General features: G+C 40.2%; 15 protein-coding genes. 14 read left to right on the top strand and 1 reads right to left on the bottom strand.

Annotated features, from left to right (window positions below):
• Position 1 precedes the first annotated feature (1 nt).
• From ACRD69_RS16535 to ACRD69_RS16480, 12 genes are all read left to right on the top strand, one after another.
• The gene (locus ACRD69_RS16535) at positions 2-1,300 is read left to right on the top strand and encodes an efflux RND transporter periplasmic adaptor subunit (RefSeq protein WP_430816227.1); all 1,299 of its coding nucleotides are present in this window, start codon (positions 2-4) and stop codon (positions 1,298-1,300) included.
• A gap of 13 nt (positions 1,301-1,313) precedes the next feature.
• Entirely contained in the window at positions 1,314-2,690 is a 1,377-nt protein-coding gene (locus tag ACRD69_RS16530) for an ABC transporter permease (protein ID WP_430816226.1), read from the top strand.
• 3 nt (positions 2,691-2,693) lie between these two features.
• The gene (locus ACRD69_RS16525; RefSeq protein WP_430816225.1) at positions 2,694-4,190 is read left to right on the top strand and encodes a TolC family protein; all 1,497 of its coding nucleotides are present in this window, start codon (positions 2,694-2,696) and stop codon (positions 4,188-4,190) included.
• 4 nt (positions 4,191-4,194) lie between these two features.
• The gene (locus ACRD69_RS16520; protein ID WP_430816224.1) at positions 4,195-5,442 is read left to right on the top strand and encodes an efflux RND transporter periplasmic adaptor subunit; all 1,248 of its coding nucleotides are present in this window, start codon (positions 4,195-4,197) and stop codon (positions 5,440-5,442) included.
• 188 nt (positions 5,443-5,630) lie between these two features.
• A complete protein-coding gene (gene dnaK / locus ACRD69_RS16515) occupies positions 5,631-7,547 on the top strand; it encodes a molecular chaperone DnaK (RefSeq protein WP_430816223.1) in 1,917 nt (638 codons plus the stop codon).
• 142 nt (positions 7,548-7,689) lie between these two features.
• Positions 7,690-8,544: a toxin-antitoxin system YwqK family antitoxin gene (locus ACRD69_RS16510; RefSeq protein WP_430816222.1), complete on the top strand. Its 855-nt coding sequence runs from the start codon at positions 7,690-7,692 to the stop codon at positions 8,542-8,544.
• Entirely contained in the window at positions 8,544-10,148 is a 1,605-nt protein-coding gene (locus ACRD69_RS16505; protein WP_430816221.1) for a S8 family serine peptidase, read from the top strand. Before ACRD69_RS16510 ends, ACRD69_RS16505 begins: the two co-directional genes overlap by 1 nt.
• Before the next feature lie 4 nt (positions 10,149-10,152).
• Positions 10,153-11,538 (top strand): exodeoxyribonuclease VII large subunit, encoded by a 1,386-nt coding sequence (gene xseA / locus ACRD69_RS16500; RefSeq protein WP_430816220.1) that lies wholly within the window; start codon positions 10,153-10,155, stop codon positions 11,536-11,538.
• Between the two features lie 60 nt (positions 11,539-11,598).
• Positions 11,599-13,839 carry a tetratricopeptide repeat-containing sensor histidine kinase gene (locus tag ACRD69_RS16495; protein WP_430816219.1) on the top strand — a complete coding sequence of 747 codons (2,241 nt, stop codon included), beginning with the start codon at positions 11,599-11,601 and terminating at the stop codon, positions 13,837-13,839.
• Positions 13,840-13,844: 5 nt separating this feature from the next.
• Positions 13,845-14,045: an exodeoxyribonuclease VII small subunit gene (gene xseB / locus ACRD69_RS16490; protein WP_430816218.1), complete on the top strand. Its 201-nt coding sequence runs from the start codon at positions 13,845-13,847 to the stop codon at positions 14,043-14,045.
• A gap of 464 nt (positions 14,046-14,509) precedes the next feature.
• Entirely contained in the window at positions 14,510-15,550 is a 1,041-nt protein-coding gene (locus ACRD69_RS16485; protein ID WP_430816217.1) for a GMP reductase, read from the top strand.
• Between the two features lie 205 nt (positions 15,551-15,755).
• A complete protein-coding gene (locus tag ACRD69_RS16480; RefSeq protein WP_430816216.1) occupies positions 15,756-16,070 on the top strand; it encodes a cupin domain-containing protein in 315 nt (104 codons plus the stop codon).
• A gap of 20 nt (positions 16,071-16,090) precedes the next feature.
• Here ACRD69_RS16480 and ACRD69_RS16475 read toward each other — a convergent pair whose 3' ends face one another.
• A complete protein-coding gene (locus ACRD69_RS16475) occupies positions 16,091-16,807 on the bottom strand; it encodes an NUDIX domain-containing protein (RefSeq protein WP_430816215.1) in 717 nt (238 codons plus the stop codon).
• Between the two features lie 501 nt (positions 16,808-17,308).
• On the opposite strand from ACRD69_RS16475, the gene mnmH reads away from it, so the two are divergent.
• Together mnmH and selD are read left to right on the top strand one after the other, a co-directional pair.
• Entirely contained in the window at positions 17,309-18,343 is a 1,035-nt protein-coding gene (gene mnmH, locus ACRD69_RS16470; RefSeq protein ID WP_430816214.1) for a tRNA 2-selenouridine(34) synthase MnmH, read from the top strand.
• Positions 18,330-19,361 carry a selenide, water dikinase SelD gene (selD, locus tag ACRD69_RS16465; protein ID WP_430816213.1) on the top strand — a complete coding sequence of 344 codons (1,032 nt, stop codon included), beginning with the start codon at positions 18,330-18,332 and terminating at the stop codon, positions 19,359-19,361. The genes mnmH and selD overlap by 14 nt, the downstream gene beginning before the upstream one ends.
• Positions 19,362-19,756: the final 395 nt, after the last annotated feature.

Here is a 19,756-nt window from a genome sequence, read left to right as displayed (position 1 = left end):
TATGAACAATAGAATCTACTTAATCCTAAGTATTGCTATACTGGCAATTATTGCGCTTTTCTTTCTACTCCCAAATTCCGATGATTCAGATATTTACCTGACTACAAAAATTAAAAAGGGCGAATTTATAGCTGAAGTTTATGCTACAGGTCAGCTTCAGACAGAAAACTCCGAACTCATTGTCTTACCCAAGGAAATATCAAGCAGAAACATTGATCTTTATGAAATTAAAGTAACGCATATTATCGAGGAAGGCACCGTTGTTGATTCCGGCAGTTATGTGGCAACACTCGATCATGCAGCAGTTGAAGAATTGAAAACCAAAGCCGATGATGAATTGGAAACAGCTTTAAATGCCTATGAAGATGCCAAAATAGACACCAATTTAAATTTAAGCACTTTACGTGATGAGCTACTGAATGCAGCTGTTGATCTGGAAGAGAAGAAACTAATTCTGGAACAGTCGGTTTATGAATCTCCCGCAGTAAAAAGACAGTCAAAACTGGATGTTGAGCGTACATTGAGGGACCTGGAACAGAAGAAACGAAACTATACGCTAAAACAAAAGCAGGATGAATACAAGGTATACCGCGCTTATGAAAAAGTCAAAAACAGGCAAAATAAGGTTAATGACATCAACAAGTTATTTAAGGTCCTGGATGTTAAGGCTCCCAAACCGGGTTTGGTAATCTATAGCTTCGATCGCTTTGGAAAAAAAATTAAAGCTGGTTCTACCATTAGTCGCTGGCGACCTAAGATTGCTGAACTACCCGATTTGAGTTCAATGATATCTAAAACGTTTATCAATGAAATAGATATCTCAAAAATTAAAACAGGTCAAAAAGTAAAAGTTGGTATTGATGCATTTCCTGAAAAATCGTTTGATGGCGAAGTGATAGCTGTAGCCAATATCGGACAGGTCATTCCTAACGGTGATGCAAAAGTGTTTGAAGTTACCATCAAAGTTGATGGAACTGATAAGGATCTGCGTCCGGCAATGACAACCAGTAATGTCATAAACACTGCGAATTTGAAAGAAGCACTATACATTCCTATTGAAGCTGTATTCACTAACGACTCACTGAGTTATGTATATGTTAAAGATGATGCAGGCAAATATCGTAAGCAAATAATTCAACCGGGAATAAGCAATGAAAATCACATTCAAATAGTTAAAGGAGGCACAGAAGGAGCTATATTATTAATGAATGAACCTGCTGAGAGTGAAAAATTAGCATTTGAAGGCATTGACATTTATAAGCAAATGCTTATGGCGAGTGACAGTTTAAAAAATAATTAACAATGCCAAACCAATGAAAAAATCACCCCATCAAATATATTTACGTTATTCGCATAATGTAATTATCGCCATTGAGGCTATTCTTTCCAATAAACTTAAATCGCTGCTTACAGCGCTGGGTATTATGTTTGGAGTAGCAGCAGTAATTAGTATGCTGGCAATCGGAAAAGGCGCACAGCAAGAAGTGCTGGAGCAAATAAAATTAGTTGGTGTCAATAACATCATTATTACACCGGTTGAACAATCAACTGAAGTTGAAACCAATACCGCTAATGGTGAAAAAACCAAACGAAAATTCTCACGAGGCCTGCACTCTATGGATGCATCAGCCATTGCTCAAACCATTCCATCGGTAAAGAAGGTCAGCCCGGTTGTTTCAATAAATTATCATGCGATAAAGCAGGGTAAAAGCTATCCGGTCACTCTGGAAGGAACATCTAAAGACTATTTTGAGATGTTGAATATCAGGATTGATAAAGGACGAATATTCAGCGAGCAACAAACAGCTAAAGGTGTTCCTGTATGTATTATTGGCAATAATATAAAAGAGAAGTTTTTCAACCAAATTGATCCGATAGGACAGTATATTAAATGTGGACAAGTTTGGCTACAAGTTATAGGCACCATCGAAAAAAGAGACTTTACAACCTCTGCTTCTGATGAAATGGGCATTAGTAGCAGCGACAATAAAATTATCATCCCGATTAAAACCATGTTGTTACGGTTCCAGGATAAAGGAGCCATAAAACCTGAAGTAATGGATAACATGGCTGGTGGTGGCTTCGTGTTTTTTATGGGAGGTAATGATGAAGAGGAAATACCTCAGTCAAGTGGAAAAACCATGCACCAACTTGATAAAATAATTGTTCAGGTTGATGAAACGGAACAGCTATCGGCCACTGCCGATATCATTAAAAGACTTATACTCAGACGACATTCAAACATGTATGATTTTGAGGTAACAGTCCCGGAGCTATTACTCAAGCAACAACAAAAAACCAATGAGATATTCAATATTGTCTTAGGTGCCATTGCCGGAATTTCACTAATTGTTGGTGGTATTGGCATTATGAATATAATGCTGGCATCTGTATGGGAACGTATACGGGAAATCGGAACCCGACAAGCAATTGGTGCCTCCCGTAAAGATATTATTGTACAATTTTTAGCCGAGTCTACTTTAATTAGTATTTCAGGAGGCCTCATCGGCATTGTACTTGGCGTTTTACTTGCGCACCTTATTCAGATAACGGCAGACATTAAAACAATTGTATCATTCTTCTCAATAATTGTAGCTTTTGGCGTTTCGGCAACCGTCGGAATAATATTCGGATACATTCCTGCCAAAAGTGCAGCCAACCAAGATCCTGTTGAATCCTTAAGACATTAAACCATGCGCTTAATAAAATATATACTTTTACTTTTATTAGTCAGCTTTACCGCTAATGCCCAATCGGTACCTGATACTACCAGACAACAAATGCGATTAACACTTGAAGAAGCCATTAACTTAGCTAAACTTCAATCACTTTCCAGCTTCCGGTCTAAAAATATGTACCTGGCCAGCTACTGGGAATATCGCAGTTTTAAAGCTTCACAATTACCCGGCTTAAGAATTAACACCACACCTTTTAATTATAACCGCTCAATTTCAGTGCAATACAACTCTGTTACCGGTGAATATGATTTTGTTCCTGACGAACGCATTTCATCAGACATTGGCTTGTCACTTAACCAGAATGTTACATTTACAGGCGGTCGATTAAGCCTTAACTCTGACTTCTCTCGCATGGAGAATATTGAATCGGGCAATATCAGCTACAGAACAGTACCAATAAGCATCAAATTGAGTCAACCCTTAACAGGATATAATGAGTTTAAATGGCAATCAAAGCTTAAACCCCTTGAGTTTGAACAAGCCAAAAAGTCATTCCTTTCAGATATGGAAGCTTTATCAGAACAGGCTGTGCGCGTTTTCTTCAATTCTGTTGGTGCAGAAATAGATCTTAAAATAGCTGAAACCAACCTGGCCAATGCCGATACCTTGTTCAATGTAGGTAAAGGTCGTTTTCAGATCGGAACCGTTACCCAGGATGAATTACTTGATCTTGAATTAACTTACCTTAATGCCAAGATGTCAAGAACACGCGCACAAGTGAACCTGCAACAGGCCCGTAATACTCTGAATTCATTTTTAGGCTTTGACAAAGACCTGGTTATAATACCACTTATCCCCGATGAAATACCTTCCTTAAAGGTTAAGGCTGAAGAGGCTTTGACACTGGCTAAAGAAAACAATCCTCAAATACTGGCTCTTGAGGGACGGATGATAGCTGCCAATGAAAGCATTGCCAGAACAAAAGCAACCAGTGGCCTTAGCGCTGATCTAAGAGCCAATCTGGGAATTAATAAACAAGCCAATGACATTAGTGATTCTTATTCCTCACCTTTTGGCGACGATCGCGGATTGGGCGTAAGTCTGAATGCCCCAATTATCGATTGGGGAACAAGACGCGGACAGATCAAAATGGCTAAATCAAACAAACAAGTTACAGAAGCAGAAGTAAAGCAAGCTCTTATTGACTTTGAACAAGATGTCATTATGAATATCCTGGAGTTCAATTTACAGGAAGAGCAAGTGGCAATATCTGCAAAAGCAGATACGGTGGCACAATTAGGATTCAATGTCACCAAACAACGTTTTATGATCGACAAAGTTGATGTCTTAAAATTAAATGCTGCCCGTAATAATCTTGATAATGCAAAACGCAATTATATAAACGCGTTATCAAGTTATTGGCGTGGCTATTATATTATACGACAAATCACACTGTATGATTTTGAGCGCGATGAATCATTAATCAAATCGTTAGACTACCTTCTTGAATAGTAATATGAGCAAAAGAAAACTAAGCTTTATTGTAGCCCCAGTCATACTTTTAATTGTCATCGTTTGGCAACCCTGGAAAGTGATGTCGGATTCACACAAGACCGTAACAGTCGAAAAAGGTCTTTTTGAAACATTCGTTGAAGTCACAGGTGAGCTGAAAGCTGAAAAAGCAGTTGATATCACAGTACCGGAGGTAAGCTTTAATGATGAAGTGGATATCTGGGCCATGAAAATCATGAGTCTGGTTGAAGAAGGTAAAATCGTAAAAAAAGGCGACGAAGTAGCTCAACTTGAACCTACCGAAGTAGAAGAAAATCTTACTTCTGTCAATGAAAAGCTTAATGAATTATATACTTTGGTTGAAGATGCCAAAATTGATTCAACCCTGGCATTAGAAGCACAACGTGAAACCATTCAAAAAGAGCGTGACAGAGTATTGGATGCTGAATTAAAAGTAGAGCAATCATCTTTTGAGTCTAAGGCGGTACAACGACAAACATCCATTGAGCTTGAAAAAGCCCAACGATCACTGTCCAAATCCCAGCGTGATCTGATAACCAAAACTCAAAAACACAAAACAATCATTGCCAGAAACGAGAGAAAAGTAAAACGGTATGAAAACAAAAAAAACCTGATGGAGCAACTCCGTAGTGAATTAACTGTAAAATCACCAGCCGATGGTATGGTGATTTATGGTAATGGTTACAACGGACAAAAAGTAAAAGTCGGGTCGCGCGTAGGAAGGTGGATGCCGCTTATCGCAACATTGCCTGATCTAAACACCCTCATTTCAGAGATGTATGTGAAAGAAATTGACATAGCCAAGATCAAACTTGATCAGCAGGTCAATATTGTAATAGATGCATTCCCCAATAAAACCTTTATCGGACAGATCATTAGTATTGCAAATATTGGACAGGAGATACCGGGGGAGTTTCAAAACGGTTTTAAAGTCAAAGTCAAGCTGCAGAACTTTAAGGAGGAACTTCTTCCTGGCATGACAACGACCAACTACATAATAACCAATCGCATTGATAATACCCTTTTCATCGATAAAAAAGCAGTTTTAGGCAATGACACGATTAACTATGTCGTACAAAAAAAAGGTTTATCATTTATTCGCAAAGAGGTGATAACTGGTCTTGAAACTGAAGATCATTTTCAAATCATTGATGGCTTGAATGAAAATGAAAAAGTTATTCTTGAGTATTCTGACAATATTGGCGATGCAAAACTAATCCGGCTTAACTGACACATTTAACCGGCAATGAACTGCCGTCTTGTCAATCTGTCATTTTTACTGACAGCATTAGCTCATTTTATTTCATTTCACTGTCAATATTGCACAAAACATTGCTGATTTAGTATTGGCACACCATTTGATTAAAAGCTTTCCGTTGAAATGAAATAATTAAAGAATAACAAGATAATTACATAACAATGGGAAAAATTATTGGTATCGACTTAGGAACAACCAACTCATGTGTTTCAGTAATGGAAGGAAACGAGCCGGTTGTGATTCCAAACAGTGAAGGAAAAAGAACAACGCCATCTATTGTGGCATTTGTTGATGGTGGAGAACGCAAAGTAGGTGATCCTGCAAAACGTCAGGCTATTACCAATCCTCATAAAACTATTTATTCGATCAAACGCTTCATGGGATCGATGTACGATGAGATTCCAAATGAAGTAACTCGTGTACCATATGAAGTTGTAAAAGGTGATAACAACACGCCTCGTGTAAAAATTGACGATCGCTTATATTCAGCTCAGGAAATTTCAGCTATGACGCTTCAAAAAATGAAGAAGACTGCAGAAGATTACCTGGGCCAGGAAGTAACAGAAGCTGTAATTACCGTTCCTGCTTACTTTAACGACGCTCAACGTCAAGCAACTAAAGAAGCCGGTGAGATTGCAGGTTTGAAAGTAAGCCGTATTATCAACGAGCCAACTGCTGCTTCATTAGCATATGGTTTGGATAAGATGGATCGTGATATGAAGGTAGCCGTATTTGACCTTGGTGGTGGTACTTTCGATATCTCTGTATTAGAATTAGGTGATGGTGTATTTGAAGTAAAGTCTACTAACGGTGATACTCACCTAGGTGGTGATGACTTCGATGATATCATTATCAACTGGTTGGCTGATGAGTTCATGAAAGACGAAAACATTGACCTTCGCAAAGACCCAATGGCGCTTCAGCGTTTGAAGGATGCTGCTGAAAAAGCGAAGATCGAGTTATCTTCTTCAACTAACACTGAGATCAACCTGCCATATATCATGCCGGTTGACGGTATTCCAAAGCACTTGGTACGTTCACTGTCGCGTGCTCAGTTCGAACAATTATCTGACAAATTAATACAACGTACACTTGAGCCTTGTAAAGTAGCTTTGAACGATGCTGGTTTAACACCTTCTGACATTGATGAAGTGATCTTAGTTGGTGGTTCAACACGTATCCCTGCTATTCAAAAGATCGTTGAAGACTTCTTTGGCAAAGCTCCTTCAAAAGGTGTTAACCCTGATGAAGTTGTAGCGGTTGGTGCTGCTATTCAGGGTGGTGTATTAACTGGTGAGGTTAAAGACGTATTATTGTTAGATGTTACTCCTCTTTCATTGGGTATTGAAACAATGGGTGGTGTTATGACTAAGTTGATCGAAGCTAATACAACGATTCCAACTAAAAAGTCAGAAACATTTACAACTGCTGTTGACAACCAGCCATCGGTTGAGATTCACGTATTACAGGGTGAGCGTTCAATGGCTAACGACAATAAAACCATTGGTCGTTTCCACTTAGACGGTATTCCACCAGCACCACGTGCCACACCTCAGATCGAAGTAACTTTCGACATCGACGCTAACGGCATTTTACATGTAACAGCTAAAGATAAAGCAACCGGAAAAGAGCAGAGTATTCGTATCGAAGCTTCTTCAGGTTTGTCTGATGACGAAATCAAGCGTATGAAAGATGAGGCTGATGCAAATGCTGATGCTGACAAGCAAGCTAAAGAGAAAATTGATAAGTTGAATGGTGCCGACAGTATGATCTTCCAAACTGAAAAGCAACTGAAAGAGTTTGGTGACAAATTGCCAGCTGACAAAAAACAACCTATCGAAGCTGCTTTAGAAAAGCTTAAAGAAGCGCATAAAGCTCAGGATATTGAGGCTATTGATGCTGCAACTAACGAGTTAAACACTGTTTTCCAGGCTGCATCGCAGGAGATGTATAACGCCAGCCAGCAGGCAGGTGGTCAGCCGGGACCTGATGCAGGTGCACAGCCTGGACCAGACGCAGGCGCTCAGGGTGGAAAAGATGATGAAGTAACAGATGTTGACTTCGAAGAAGTGAAATAATTACCACTGACATATATATTATAAAGAAAGTCTCCTTTTTAAGGGGACTTTTTTTATATTTTTGAAACCTGTTTGATAAATTAAAAGTAACAATCAAACACACACCATTTGTGTTTTAAAGACCTGTAAAGAAGTAGTTATAATGAAGTTATTTTTTCTATCAGCCATAATGGCGTTTCTAAGCATTAGTGTATCAGCACAAACCGATGTATTTGGTAATCGCATACCGTCTAAGAAAAAGACCGTTACCCCTATTCCTGCCAATTACAACCAAACTGATGCCAATGGGTTAAAACAAGGACCATGGGAAAAGCGTTACACAGATGGAACGCCGCTATATAAAGCCACTTTTAAAAACAATAAACCGGTTGGCAAATACACGCGTTACTACCCCAATGGCACAATGAGCCTGGAGATAGTTTATGATGAGAATGGCGTTTACGGTAATGCTAAACTATTTAACGAAGAAGGGAAGCTTTCATCTAAAGGTAAATACAAAGGCCAACAAAAAATTGAAACCTGGACGTATTACACTGCCAAGGAACAAATACTGGCTACTGAAGAATTTGTTGATGGAAAACCCCATGGTGAATACAAAGTTTTTTATGACAACGGGGCTATTGCTGAAGTGCTGCACTGGGAAAATGGCAATAAGCACGGTGAATGGCTGAAGTTCTTCGATAATGGAGCGCCATTGTTAAAAGCCAGTTACCAGGATAATAAGCTTCAGGGCAAATATTTGTACTATTTCAAAGGTGGTCAGCTTGAAATTGATGCTAACTACAAGGATGATAAGGAAGATGGTGACTGGACCTTTTATCATGCCGATGGTAAAGTGAATTATGTTTTAAAATACAAAAACGGAGAACTGTTAAATCCTGAAGTGCTGGATGAGAGAAGAGCTAAAGAGCAGAAGGATTTTGAACGTAATAAAGATTCATTAAAAGATCCGGAGAAAATGCGTAATAACCCGGATATGTATATGAGAGGATATTAATGAAACAACTGATAGCCATATTATTTTTTGCACTCTGCTTTAATACGCTTAAAGCACAAAGTGGCTATTGGATCTCTTTCACCGATAAAAAAGATTCTCCATACTCCGTTGAGGTTCCTGAAGACTTTTTGTCTGACCGTGCCATTGAACGACGACAAAAGCAAAACATACAGATCAACGAAGAAGATCTGCCTGTTAACCCGTCATATATTGATAGTCTGAAAAGAGCCGGCATTGAAGTAAGGCACACAAGTAAATGGCTGAATGGAGCAATTGTATTCTCAAACAATACGCAACTGATGGATACCCTAGACCGGGTATCATTTATCAGCCACGTCGAAAAAACAAAACCCGCCACAAGCAACTCCGCTATTCAAAAGTTTGAAACAACTTCCCCCCTTCTTAAACGTACGACTGTAAGTAGCTACGGTGAAGCATGGAACCAGGTAAGTACTGTCAACGGTCATAAGCTCCATGAGAAAGGCTACAATGGTGAAGGCATGCTGATCGCAGTTATTGATGCAGGGTTTTATAAGGTTGATGAGTTACCGCTCTTCCAGCACTTATGGAGCAACAAGCAGATCGTTGGCACTAAAGACTTTGTTAATCCTTATTCTGATATTTATACGGAGCATACGCATGGCATGAATGTGCTTTCCATTATTGGCGGTCAACTGGATGCTACATATACAGGCACAGCGCCTGCTGCTTCTTTTTGGTTACTGCGAACAGAAGACGCGGGAACCGAGCATCCAATAGAACCGGATTACTGGGTTTGTGCAGCTGAATTTGCAGATAGTGCCGGGGTTGACGTCATTAATACATCACTTGGATACTATGGGTTTGATTCTCCGTCAATAAGTTATACTTATGATGATCTGAATGCTACAACGCGTGCCTCACGAGCATCTGATATTGCCTCGTCAAAAGGAATGCTGGTCATAACAAGTGCAGGCAATGAAGGCAATAGTAACTGGCGATACATTGGAGTACCTGCCGATGCAAAGCATTGCCTGGCTATTGGTGCCATGACGGCAGACAGTGTTAAAGCTGGATTCTCATCATTTGGTCCCACTCCCGATGACCGCATAAAACCCGACGTTACTGCAATGGGGGTTTCTGTAGCAGTACAAAGCTCTGCCGGTGATATTAGAACAGGAAATGGCACATCATTCTCTGCTCCTGTTATTACAGGGCTGGCAGCCTGTTTATGGCAATCTCTTCCTGATAAAACAGCAGCTGAAATAAGGCAGTTAATAATTGACAGTGCTCATAAAGCTAATGATCCGGATAATGAAATGGGCTATGGTATTCCTGATTTCGACACGGCTTACAGCGTTGATATTCCTAAGAATATCACAGACAATGCGAAATGGACCGTATCGCCTAATCCTTTTAAAAACCAACTTGTTTTAGAGGGTCATACCGATGGGCAAATAAGCGTTTCCATTATTGACCTGACCGGCAAGACTAAATACAAAAGGATGCACAGCGGTCAACGAATCGTTATTGGCGAAGTAAGCCGCCTGCCACATGGCATTTATATTGTAAGCATCGAAAACAAACACTTCAGACAGCATGTTAAAGTGATAAAAAGCCATTAAAACTATGTCGCAAAAGCACCTTAGCCTGTTTGAACTCAACCAGAACGTTAAAGAGCAAATAAAAGATGCTTTTCCGTCAAGCTATTGGGTTGTGGCCGAAATAAGCGAAATTAGAACAGTAAGAAGCGGGCACTGCTACCTTGAACTAATCGAAAAAGATGAGGCTTCAGACCAGGTAAAAGCCAAAGCTCGGGCTACAATATGGGCCTTTACCTACCGCATGCTAAAACCATATTTTGAAACCACTACCAAACAGTCATTAACAGCCGGGTTGAAAATACTTGTAAAGGTAAGTGTTGAGTTTCAGGAAGTGTATGGGTATAGTTTAAACATCAAAGATATCGACCCTACGTTTACACTGGGTGATATTGCGCGTCGAAAGCTTGAGGTGATCAAGCAATTGCAGGAAGATGGTGTTATGGAGATGAACAAAGAGACTCATCTGGCTGAGGTACCTCAGAACATTGCCGTTATATCCTCTCCCACCGCAGCAGGTTACGAAGACTTTATTAATCAGCTTGAAAATAACCCGGGCAACTATAAGATCTACCACAAATTATTTCCGGCCATTATGCAGGGTGACGAAGCTGAAAGCTCTATTATCACTGCCTTTGATCGCATCTATGAGCATGAATCGGTTTTTGATGCCGTTGTGCTTATACGTGGCGGAGGCTCAAGTGCCGACCTGATGTGTTTTGACAATTATGAACTGGCCCTTAATATAGCTCAGTTTCCTTTGCCGGTGCTTACTGGTATAGGTCACGAAAGAGATGAGTCAGTGGCCGATATGGTGGCACACTCGCGCTTAAAAACACCAACAGCTGTTGCTGAGTTCATTATTGACCGCATCCAAAACTTTGATGCATACCTGCTCGATTTAAAAGAGCAGTTTATGAGCTCCACCAAACAGCTTATTAATGACGAAAAACATCGTTTTGAAGTGGCAGCTCTTAAGTTTCAGCCAGCGGTCAAAAGAGCATTAGCACAAAAGAAACAATTTCAGATCGATGCTGCCCATCGCCTGGCTTACACGGTCAAAAACTACTTTCACAAACAACAAAGCTTTTTTGCGCACGTTAAAGAAACAGCCAATTACCTGACAAAAAAGCAGGTTCGCTCAGGCCTGCAGAAACAGGACTTTTATGCTACCCGCTTAAAACTTGAAGTGGGCGCTTTTATTAAAAATCAGAAGCAAAAAATGGCCCTTGCGCAACGCACAATTGAGTTAAGCGATCCCAAGACCATTCTAAACAGGGGGTATTCCATTACTTTCAAAGGTAAGGAGCTGATAAAAAGCCTGAAAGATATAAAGATAGGCGATGAAATACAGACACATACCAAAGAAGGTGAAATAATTAGCCGAGTTGAAAAAATAAGCCCTGAAAATTAAAAATATGTGCCTCTCTTTTTATATTTTGTGCTCTGTTTAATAAGCCTAGCACTTTTTTTGATGACAACCAAACTCTATTGGAAAAGAAAATCCATCTTTGCCATATTCATAACCGCCTTGCTGTTGGCCTGCTTTACTATAAACGCCCAGGAGCAAACAGAGCATAAAGCCTATCAGCTCATTGCTAATGCTGAAGAAGCAACGCTCACCGATGAAGTCCTTAACTATTGCCAACAGGCAATTGCCGCAATTGATAATGGTTTAGACGAAACCCTGCAATTCGATATTTACCAAAAAGTGGCGCTTGTATTATATGACAACAAGCAATATGACCTGTCAAAACAATATTATAACGAGGCTTTAAGCCTGGACAGATACATAAGTGATAAAAACTTAATAGCTAACGTATATGATTACCTTGGCTGGATAGCAAGTGCCAACAATCAATTTGAAGAAGCCATTGTACACTTTAAAAACGCACTTAAACTATATAGCGAGACCAACAATCTTGAAAAATCAGGTAATGCATACAACAGCATTGGAGCAATGTACTGGTACCTTCGTAATTATCCAATGGCACTCGATTGCTTTGATGATGTTTTAAGAATAGGTGAAAAAACAGAAAATTCGGCCTTAATTCGCAAAGGACTGACTAACAAAGGGGTTATACTTAACACATTGGCGCAATACAGTGAGGCGCTGGCATGCTTTGAGCAGGCACTTGAAATAGCACTCCTCGACAATGACAAAAGTAACCGGGCTTCACTGCTTAATAACATCGGCAATATCAATATTGAGCTTAATCGTAACGAAACTGCCATCAAAAACTATAAGAATGCGCTGAAACTATATACCGAACTGGGCAACAAAGATGGCATTAGCAGGTGCTACAATAACCTGGGCGAAGTATACCTTAAACTGGGAAATATACTTCAGGCCCTTGAAAACTACCAAACTTCCTTATCAATTATAAAGGCCGAAGGCGATAGTGCCAACATTGCTGTGTCATATGTCAATATTGGCCGGGCTCACCAAACCGGAAAACAATACAGCAAGGCCATAAGCTATTATGAAAAAGCCTTAAAGCTGATGTTGAGCTTCGATGATCCGTCTTTAAAAGCAGAAACCTACCTGCACCTTGGTCAAACGCTAATGATCAACAGACATTTTGACCAATCAAAGGCCTACCTCGAAAATGCTTATAAGCTGGCTGCTTCGTTGAATGAAAAAACGCTTCAGTCACAAGCCTGCAATAGCTTGTCTGAATGGTATAGTATACAGGGTAATTATGAAGAGGCCTTAAACTACAAATCGGAATATGCCGATTTAAAGGACTCAATAACCGACAGACAGGCAATGCTGAGCAGTGCCAGAATGGAAGCTGTCTACAACCTGCTGCAAAAAGAAGAACAAATATCGATCCTTGAACAGGATAATATTGACAAAACCGAAAGCCTGCAGTCTGCTCGAAACACACGGACCGTTTACCTGATCACTTCAGGCTTGCTTCTGATCGTGTTGATAGTGCTGTTTATATCTTTCAGACTGCGAAGAAAGACCGAGCGACTGCTGACTGAAAAAAATGAGGAATTAAAACAGCTAAACGCTACCAAGGACAAATTCTTTTCGATCATTGCTCATGACCTGAAAAGCCCCTTTAGTTCATTAATGGGTTTTGCCGAAATGCTGGTGCTCAATGCCGAAAACAAAGATACAAGCACCGTTATTGAGTACTCGCAGATCATTCACAATTCAACCAAGCGTCTGCTTGGACTGGTTGAAAACCTGCTGCAATGGTCACGAACACAGATAGGAACCACCGAATACAAACCCAGTCAGCTCGATATATCGATTCAAACTCATAACATCGTGTCTCTGTTACGCCTTAATGCTGAAGAAAAAGACATTGTTATCAGTCCTAAAATTGAGCGTGGACTGGTTGCCTGGGCCGATGAAAACCTGTACAATACTGTTTTGCGTAACCTTATCAGTAACGCCATTAAGTTTTCGCGCATTGGAAGCGTTATTTATGTAGCTGCAGGTATAAAAAACGATATGATCGAAGTATCTGTGGCCGACTCGGGTGTTGGCATCAGACATGAGAACCTTGAAAAGCTGTTCATGGTTGATAATACGTTTAGCACCAAAGGTACCTTAAATGAAAAAGGTACAGGACTGGGACTTGTTCTATGCAAAGAGTTTGTAGAGATCAACAAAGGAACTATTTGGGCAGAAAGTGAATTGGAGAAGGGCAGTACATTCTATTTTACATTACCTTTGCTTGACAACATTAATAACTGATCAGAATGACTAAAAAGAAGCTTACTTACAACGAAGCCGTTAGCGAAATTGAAGAAATTTTACAACTGATAGAAAACGAAGAACTGGATGTGGATGAGTTATCGGCCAAGGTAAAACGCGTGAGTGCTTTAATTAAAACATGTAAAGACAAACTGCATAAAACAGAGGAAGAAGTTGAAAAAATACTTAATGATATAGATGATTAAGCTTTCCGTCTACTGTTCGTTAGCTGAATACTGGATTCGGTTTTGACACTTTACTTAATCACGCTGCCTCATACGATAAGCCCTCCACTCTTCTCTCCCTCCTTCATGCTTCGTCCATCGCACTTCTGCCTTAAAACCAAAGAAAGCGACAATAGACTTGTGGTTGAATTTTAACCCGCAATATGCATTAGATATTCTATTACGCAATGAAACTACTAATCAAGGCGTAAACTACTGAAACAATAAAGAATACTCAATTCTTTATTGTTACGATGTCTCAACTTACCAGAACGATGCTATACCTCGTTTCGGCAAGTTCGTGTTTTATTGTATTTCCAATGCTCATCACGAATCCGTAATACATAATCCGGGTTTAATCCAGAACACGGCTTATTAATTTAAACTATTGCATTTTTTAAATGTATTGGTGTATCTTTGTCTGTAATCAAAAACGGAATTGAAAGATGAGAATAGAATACGACATTAAGTTGGGATTCAAAGACGTCATGTTCAGACCTAAGCGTTCAACGCTTAAAAGCCGCTCGCAAGTTAACTTGCAACGCACCTTTAAATTTATGCACACAAGCATTGAGTGGACAGGTGTACCAGTTATGGCGGCCAACATGGACACAGTTGGGACTTTTGAGATGGCTGTTAAATTAGCCGAAAAAGAAATGTTTACTGCTATCCACAAGCATTATACAGTGGATGAGTGGAATAGCTTTTTAAACGCTGCACCTGAAGGTATAGAGAATTATATTGCCGTGAGTACCGGAACAGGTGCCAATGACCTTGAAAAGGTACAGGCCATTTTCAAAAACAATGCACACCTTAAGTTTATTTGCATTGATGTGGCCAATGGATACTCAGAGCACTTTGTAGCCTTTGTTAAAAAGGCCCGTCAGTTATTCCCCGACAAAGTCATTATGGCTGGTAACGTGGTAACAGGCGAAATGGTTGAAGAATTACTCTTAGCAGGAGCTGATATTATTAAGGTAGGAATCGGACCTGGTTCGGTTTGTACCACACGTGTTAAAACAGGTGTTGGATACCCTCAGCTTTCGGCTATTGTTGAGTGTGCCGATGCCGCCCATGGACTGGGAGGTCAGATCATTAGCGATGGCGGATGTGCTATTCCAGGTGATGTTGCAAAAGCATTTGGTGCCGGAGCCGACTTTGTGATGCTTGGCGGTATGCTTGCCGGACACGATGAAAGTGGTGGCCATATCATTGAAAAAGACGGTAAGAAGTTCAAGCAATTCTATGGCATGAGTTCAGCCACTGCTATGGATAAGCACGCTGGTGGTGTTGCCGAATACCGCGCCAGCGAAGGAAAAACAGTGCAAGTCGAATACCGCGGACCTGTTGAATCAACCGTACAGGATATTCTGGGTGGTGTAAGAAGCACATGTACTTATGTTGGTGCCTCACAGTTAAAAGAACTAACCAAGCGTACTACCTTTATTCGTGTGGCCGAACAAGAAAATCGCGTTTATACAAAGTAATGCCTTTTGACAAATAGATAGATAAAGCCGCTTATTTAAGCGGCTTTGTTGTTTGTATACCTGAAGCATATGTACAGATGGCTTGTAGCCTATCCATCCGGTTTATCATCATCGGGAGTTGATCATAGAAAACAGTTGTAAGAACATTAAACGCTCCAGCTCGTTAAAAACTAATCACTACAGCTTTCAATTAAAAAGTAACATTATGCATTACTACAATCATGAAAAAACAGAAGTGCTCAATACGCCTTTAGCCAAAGGTTATAAGCTGGCGACCAGCAATAACAATGAACTGGTTGAATTAAGCCTGGCTCCCAATGGTGAAGTGCCTGCGCATGCCTTACCAATTCATGTTACATTTTACCTGGTATCAGGTCAGGGTACTTTAACTGTCAACGGTAATACTTTTACAGCCTATAAAGGCGACGTGCTAACAGTAGAGGCTAACCAGGAGCGCTCATGGATAAATACAGGTACAACGGACCTGAAGCTCTTGGTAATTAAAGAAGTGATCGTCTAGATCTAAGTTTTTACCAGTTATTACAGAAACATCTCACCGGGAATACGTAACTCTATTTCCTGCTCGGTCAGCTTAAGGCAGCTATTGTTAATGGCTGCTTCAACCACTTTTTTATTATAGGCATTAACTTCTTCATGCTTTAAAAACTCATCAACATCCATCCATAGTGCTTCAACTATTTCATCAGCGTCATTAATGGAAATATCAAAGCTTAAAGCCCTTACCGTGCACACAAAATACAGGTTTGACTCACCAAACTGACCGGCGTTAAAATGACCGATATTCATAATGGATTCCAGCTCAATTTCAATCCCGGTTTCCTCCATCACCTCGCGCTTTATGGCAGCTTTGATGGACTCGTCTTTATCAATATGTCCACCTGGCAGCTTATAGCCCGGCGAATACTTATCTTTAATGACCAAAAGTTGCTCATTTCGCAATACCACAGCTCCAACGCCGACAATGTAATTACGACCGGTAGGGATATAAGCATCTGGAATAAGCTTCTTTACCAACATCACACTTCGCTCATCGCAATGGTGAAATTCAAAGCCCCGGCTAGTTAAAGCAGGTATAAAGTCTGACTTTTCAATGGGAATTTTGCACCATAGCAGCTTTTTGCCATCTAAATTCAATAGCAGTTCAGTCACATGCTTTTCAAAGTCAGCAACTGTGCCTGGCAAACTCAATGGGTCAATCGTCACCCCCTTATAGCGGTCTTCCGTATATGTTAACATGTAAATGAGAACTAATTAATTGAAATCAGACCTGTTTAATATAGATAGGCAAAGATAATGGAAAGCCCAGCAAATAATGACTGATTCAATATTTATATCAAGGAAATTGCTTTCAAAATACCAATTGATAATCCTTTCTTTTTTTCAGCCACAAATTGCTCTAATTACTCAAATTTTGGTTCCGCAGAGCGGAACTATTTGTGTTAATTAGTGAGATTTGCGGTTCTATTATTTTACAAACAACACGTAAAGCGAGATCCCCGATATTTATATCGTAATATATTTACATCCCTTTAGTCGTTTTTATTATTCCCTCTGTAATATTTGTTTTGCTCTTTAGCTTTTTTAGATTTTCCCTCGTGCACTTTTACTATTTCTCACTGTCTCATTTTTATCTCGTACAGAGCTTATTGATTTTTCATTATACATCGAAATCATTAATCACTAATCATTGCACGCCATTCATTAATCCGCTTCCAACTAAATGACTAACTTTGCGCCATGCCAACAGATATAAGCATAACAAACTATTTACAATCATATACACAACTGCCTTTAATTGATGTTCGCTCTCCGGGCGAATTTGAAAAAGGGCATATTCCTAATGCTATTAACATACCCCTATTTACCAACGATGAGCGGGCGCATGTTGGAACAGTGTATAAACAAGAGTCGCAGGAGGCAGCCATAGAACTTGGTTACCGGTATGTAACTCCCAAACTACAGTGGTTCATTGACGAGTCGCTAAAAGCTGCTCCCCATAAAAATATTGTTATCCACTGCTGGAGAGGTGGTATGCGAAGCCATGCTTTCGCACAGCACCTGAAAGACAACGGCTTTAACCAGGTTTATGTGATCGACAAAGGCTATAAAGCCTACCGCCGCCAAGCACTTAACAATTTCAATGTGGGAACCATCAACCTGTTGGGTGGCTACACAGGCAGTGGTAAAACCCACATTCTGCACCAAATAGAAGAACAGGGACACCAGGTGCTCGACCTCGAAGGATTGGCTTCGCACAAAGGCTCTGCCTTTGGTAACATTGGCATGGCTAAACAGCCTACAACCGAGCAGTTTGAAAACAACCTGTTTTGGCAATGGCGGCAGTTTGACTATTCTCAGCCAATTTGGGTTGAAGACGAAAGCCCGAATATTGGTGATGTTAATATTCCAATGCACCTGTTTCAAAAAATGCGCGAATCGAAACTGTTTTTCATTGAAATAAGCAAAGAAGAGCGAGCCAGACTTTTGGTTGAAGAATATGCCCTGGGCGACAAAGCCAGACTGGCTAACGGCATTAACCGCATATCGAAGCGACTCGGAAACGATGTTACAAAAAAAGCGCATCAGCTGCTTGAAGAGAATAACTTTTACGAAGTAGCATTGCTAACCCTTGGTTACTACGATAAATATTATAAACGTGGCATGGATAAACGTCCCAAAGACAATATTCATTTTATCAACATGCCAGGTACCAATGCTGTTAAAAATGCTGAAACATTAATTGAATACACCCAACAAAATGTCAGATATTAAACTTACCCAATATAGTCATGGAGCCGGCTGTGGCTGTAAGATCGCTCCATCTGTTTTAAGCGACATATTAAAAAGCAACATTACTCCCGTTCACGACGATAAGCTGATCGTAGGCAATAGCAGTCGCGACGATGCTGCCGTGTATGATATGGGCGACGGAACGGCCATTATAAGTACCACCGACTTTTTTATGCCCATTGTTGATGATGCCTTTACCTTTGGAAAGATTGCAGCAACCAATGCCATCTCCGACATCTATGCCATGGGTGGTCAGCCTTTACTGGCCATTGCCATTTTAGGATGGCCGGTTGATAAAATACCGGCTGAAGAGGCCTCAAAAGTAATGGACGGTGGACGACAGGCTTGCAAAGAAGCAGGCATAGTGCTGGCTGGCGGGCATAGCATTGATAGTCCCGAGCCTATTTTTGGATTGGCAGTAACCGGTCGTGTTGAATTAACTCAACTAAAACGAAACGACACGGCTACCAAAGGCTGTAAACTATACCTGACAAAGCCTCTTGGTGTTGGTATTTTATCAACGGCTCAGAAAAAAGGTCTCCTTAAAGAAGAGCATGCACATATAGCACCGGGACTGATGAGCCAACTTAATACTTTAGGTCAGAAAATAGCCCCTGTTAAAGGAGTAAAAGCCATGACCGATGTAACAGGCTTCAGCTTAATAGGACACCTTAGCGAGATGTGCGAAGGCAGCAAGCTATCTGCCAGGATCGATTATAACAAAGTGCCAAAACTTGATATGCTGCAACAATACATTGAGCAAAAATGCATGCCGGGTGGCACTACCCGCAACTGGTTAAGCTATGGCTCACAGGTTAATATATCTGACGAAGAATACAAAAACATACTTTGCGACCCGCAAACAAGCGGCGGCCTGTTAATTGCTGTTGAAGACGATGCCATTGCCGAAGTGGAAACATTGCTGACACAAAACAACATTGAACCTGTTTGCTTTGGCGAACTGATTGAACAGAACGATAAACTGATTTACATTGAGTAATTAGATAGTTTGGTAGTTTTGTAGTTGAGAAGTTTAACAGTTGAGAAGTTTAGTGGTTTATTTTTTCAACCTATAAACTTTTAAACTCTTAAACAATTCGACAGTTCGACAATTAGACGACTAGACAGTTCATCAGTTCGACAATCAACTCCTGCTCGTTCCGCTGCAAACAAATACCAGCAAATCATTGCTGGTCTACAGCCCGCTATTTGCAACCTGGTTAATTTATGCAGTTGAAAAGTTTAGTAGTTGAGAAGTTTAACAGTTTAGCAGTTTATTTTTTCAGCTTTTAAACTCTTAAACAATTCAACAGTTCGACAATTCGACAGTTCGACAATTAATCAGTTCGACAGTTAATCAGTTCGACAGTTCGACAATTAATCAGTTCAACAATT

The organism is Carboxylicivirga agarovorans (assembly GCF_050589845.1).
Taxonomy (GTDB): domain Bacteria; phylum Bacteroidota; class Bacteroidia; order Bacteroidales; family Marinilabiliaceae; genus Carboxylicivirga; species Carboxylicivirga agarovorans.
The sequence above is the reverse complement of the archived record's forward strand: the minus strand, read 5'-3'. Positions and strand labels throughout refer to the sequence as shown.

Coding starts and splice junctions, on each gene's coding strand:
- ACRD69_RS16510 (WP_430816222.1), top strand. CDS start 7,690: ATGAAGTTATTTTTTCTATCAGCCATAATGGCGTTTCTAAGCATTAGT.
- mnmH (WP_430816214.1), top strand. CDS start 17,309: ATGCCAACAGATATAAGCATAACAAACTATTTACAATCATATACACAA.
- ACRD69_RS16520 (WP_430816224.1), top strand. CDS start 4,195: ATGAGCAAAAGAAAACTAAGCTTTATTGTAGCCCCAGTCATACTTTTA.
- ACRD69_RS16530 (WP_430816226.1), top strand. CDS start 1,314: ATGAAAAAATCACCCCATCAAATATATTTACGTTATTCGCATAATGTA.
- xseB (WP_430816218.1), top strand. CDS start 13,845: ATGACTAAAAAGAAGCTTACTTACAACGAAGCCGTTAGCGAAATTGAA.
- selD (WP_430816213.1), top strand. CDS start 18,330: ATGTCAGATATTAAACTTACCCAATATAGTCATGGAGCCGGCTGTGGC.
- ACRD69_RS16480 (WP_430816216.1), top strand. CDS start 15,756: ATGCATTACTACAATCATGAAAAAACAGAAGTGCTCAATACGCCTTTA.
- dnaK (WP_430816223.1), top strand. CDS start 5,631: ATGGGAAAAATTATTGGTATCGACTTAGGAACAACCAACTCATGTGTT.
- ACRD69_RS16525 (WP_430816225.1), top strand. CDS start 2,694: ATGCGCTTAATAAAATATATACTTTTACTTTTATTAGTCAGCTTTACC.
- ACRD69_RS16485 (WP_430816217.1), top strand. CDS start 14,510: ATGAGAATAGAATACGACATTAAGTTGGGATTCAAAGACGTCATGTTC.
- ACRD69_RS16495 (WP_430816219.1), top strand. CDS start 11,599: ATGACAACCAAACTCTATTGGAAAAGAAAATCCATCTTTGCCATATTC.
- ACRD69_RS16505 (WP_430816221.1), top strand. CDS start 8,544: ATGAAACAACTGATAGCCATATTATTTTTTGCACTCTGCTTTAATACG.
- xseA (WP_430816220.1), top strand. CDS start 10,153: ATGTCGCAAAAGCACCTTAGCCTGTTTGAACTCAACCAGAACGTTAAA.
- ACRD69_RS16475 (WP_430816215.1), bottom strand. CDS start 16,807: ATGTTAACATATACGGAAGACCGCTATAAGGGGGTGACGATTGACCCA.
- ACRD69_RS16535 (WP_430816227.1), top strand. CDS start 2: ATGAACAATAGAATCTACTTAATCCTAAGTATTGCTATACTGGCAATT.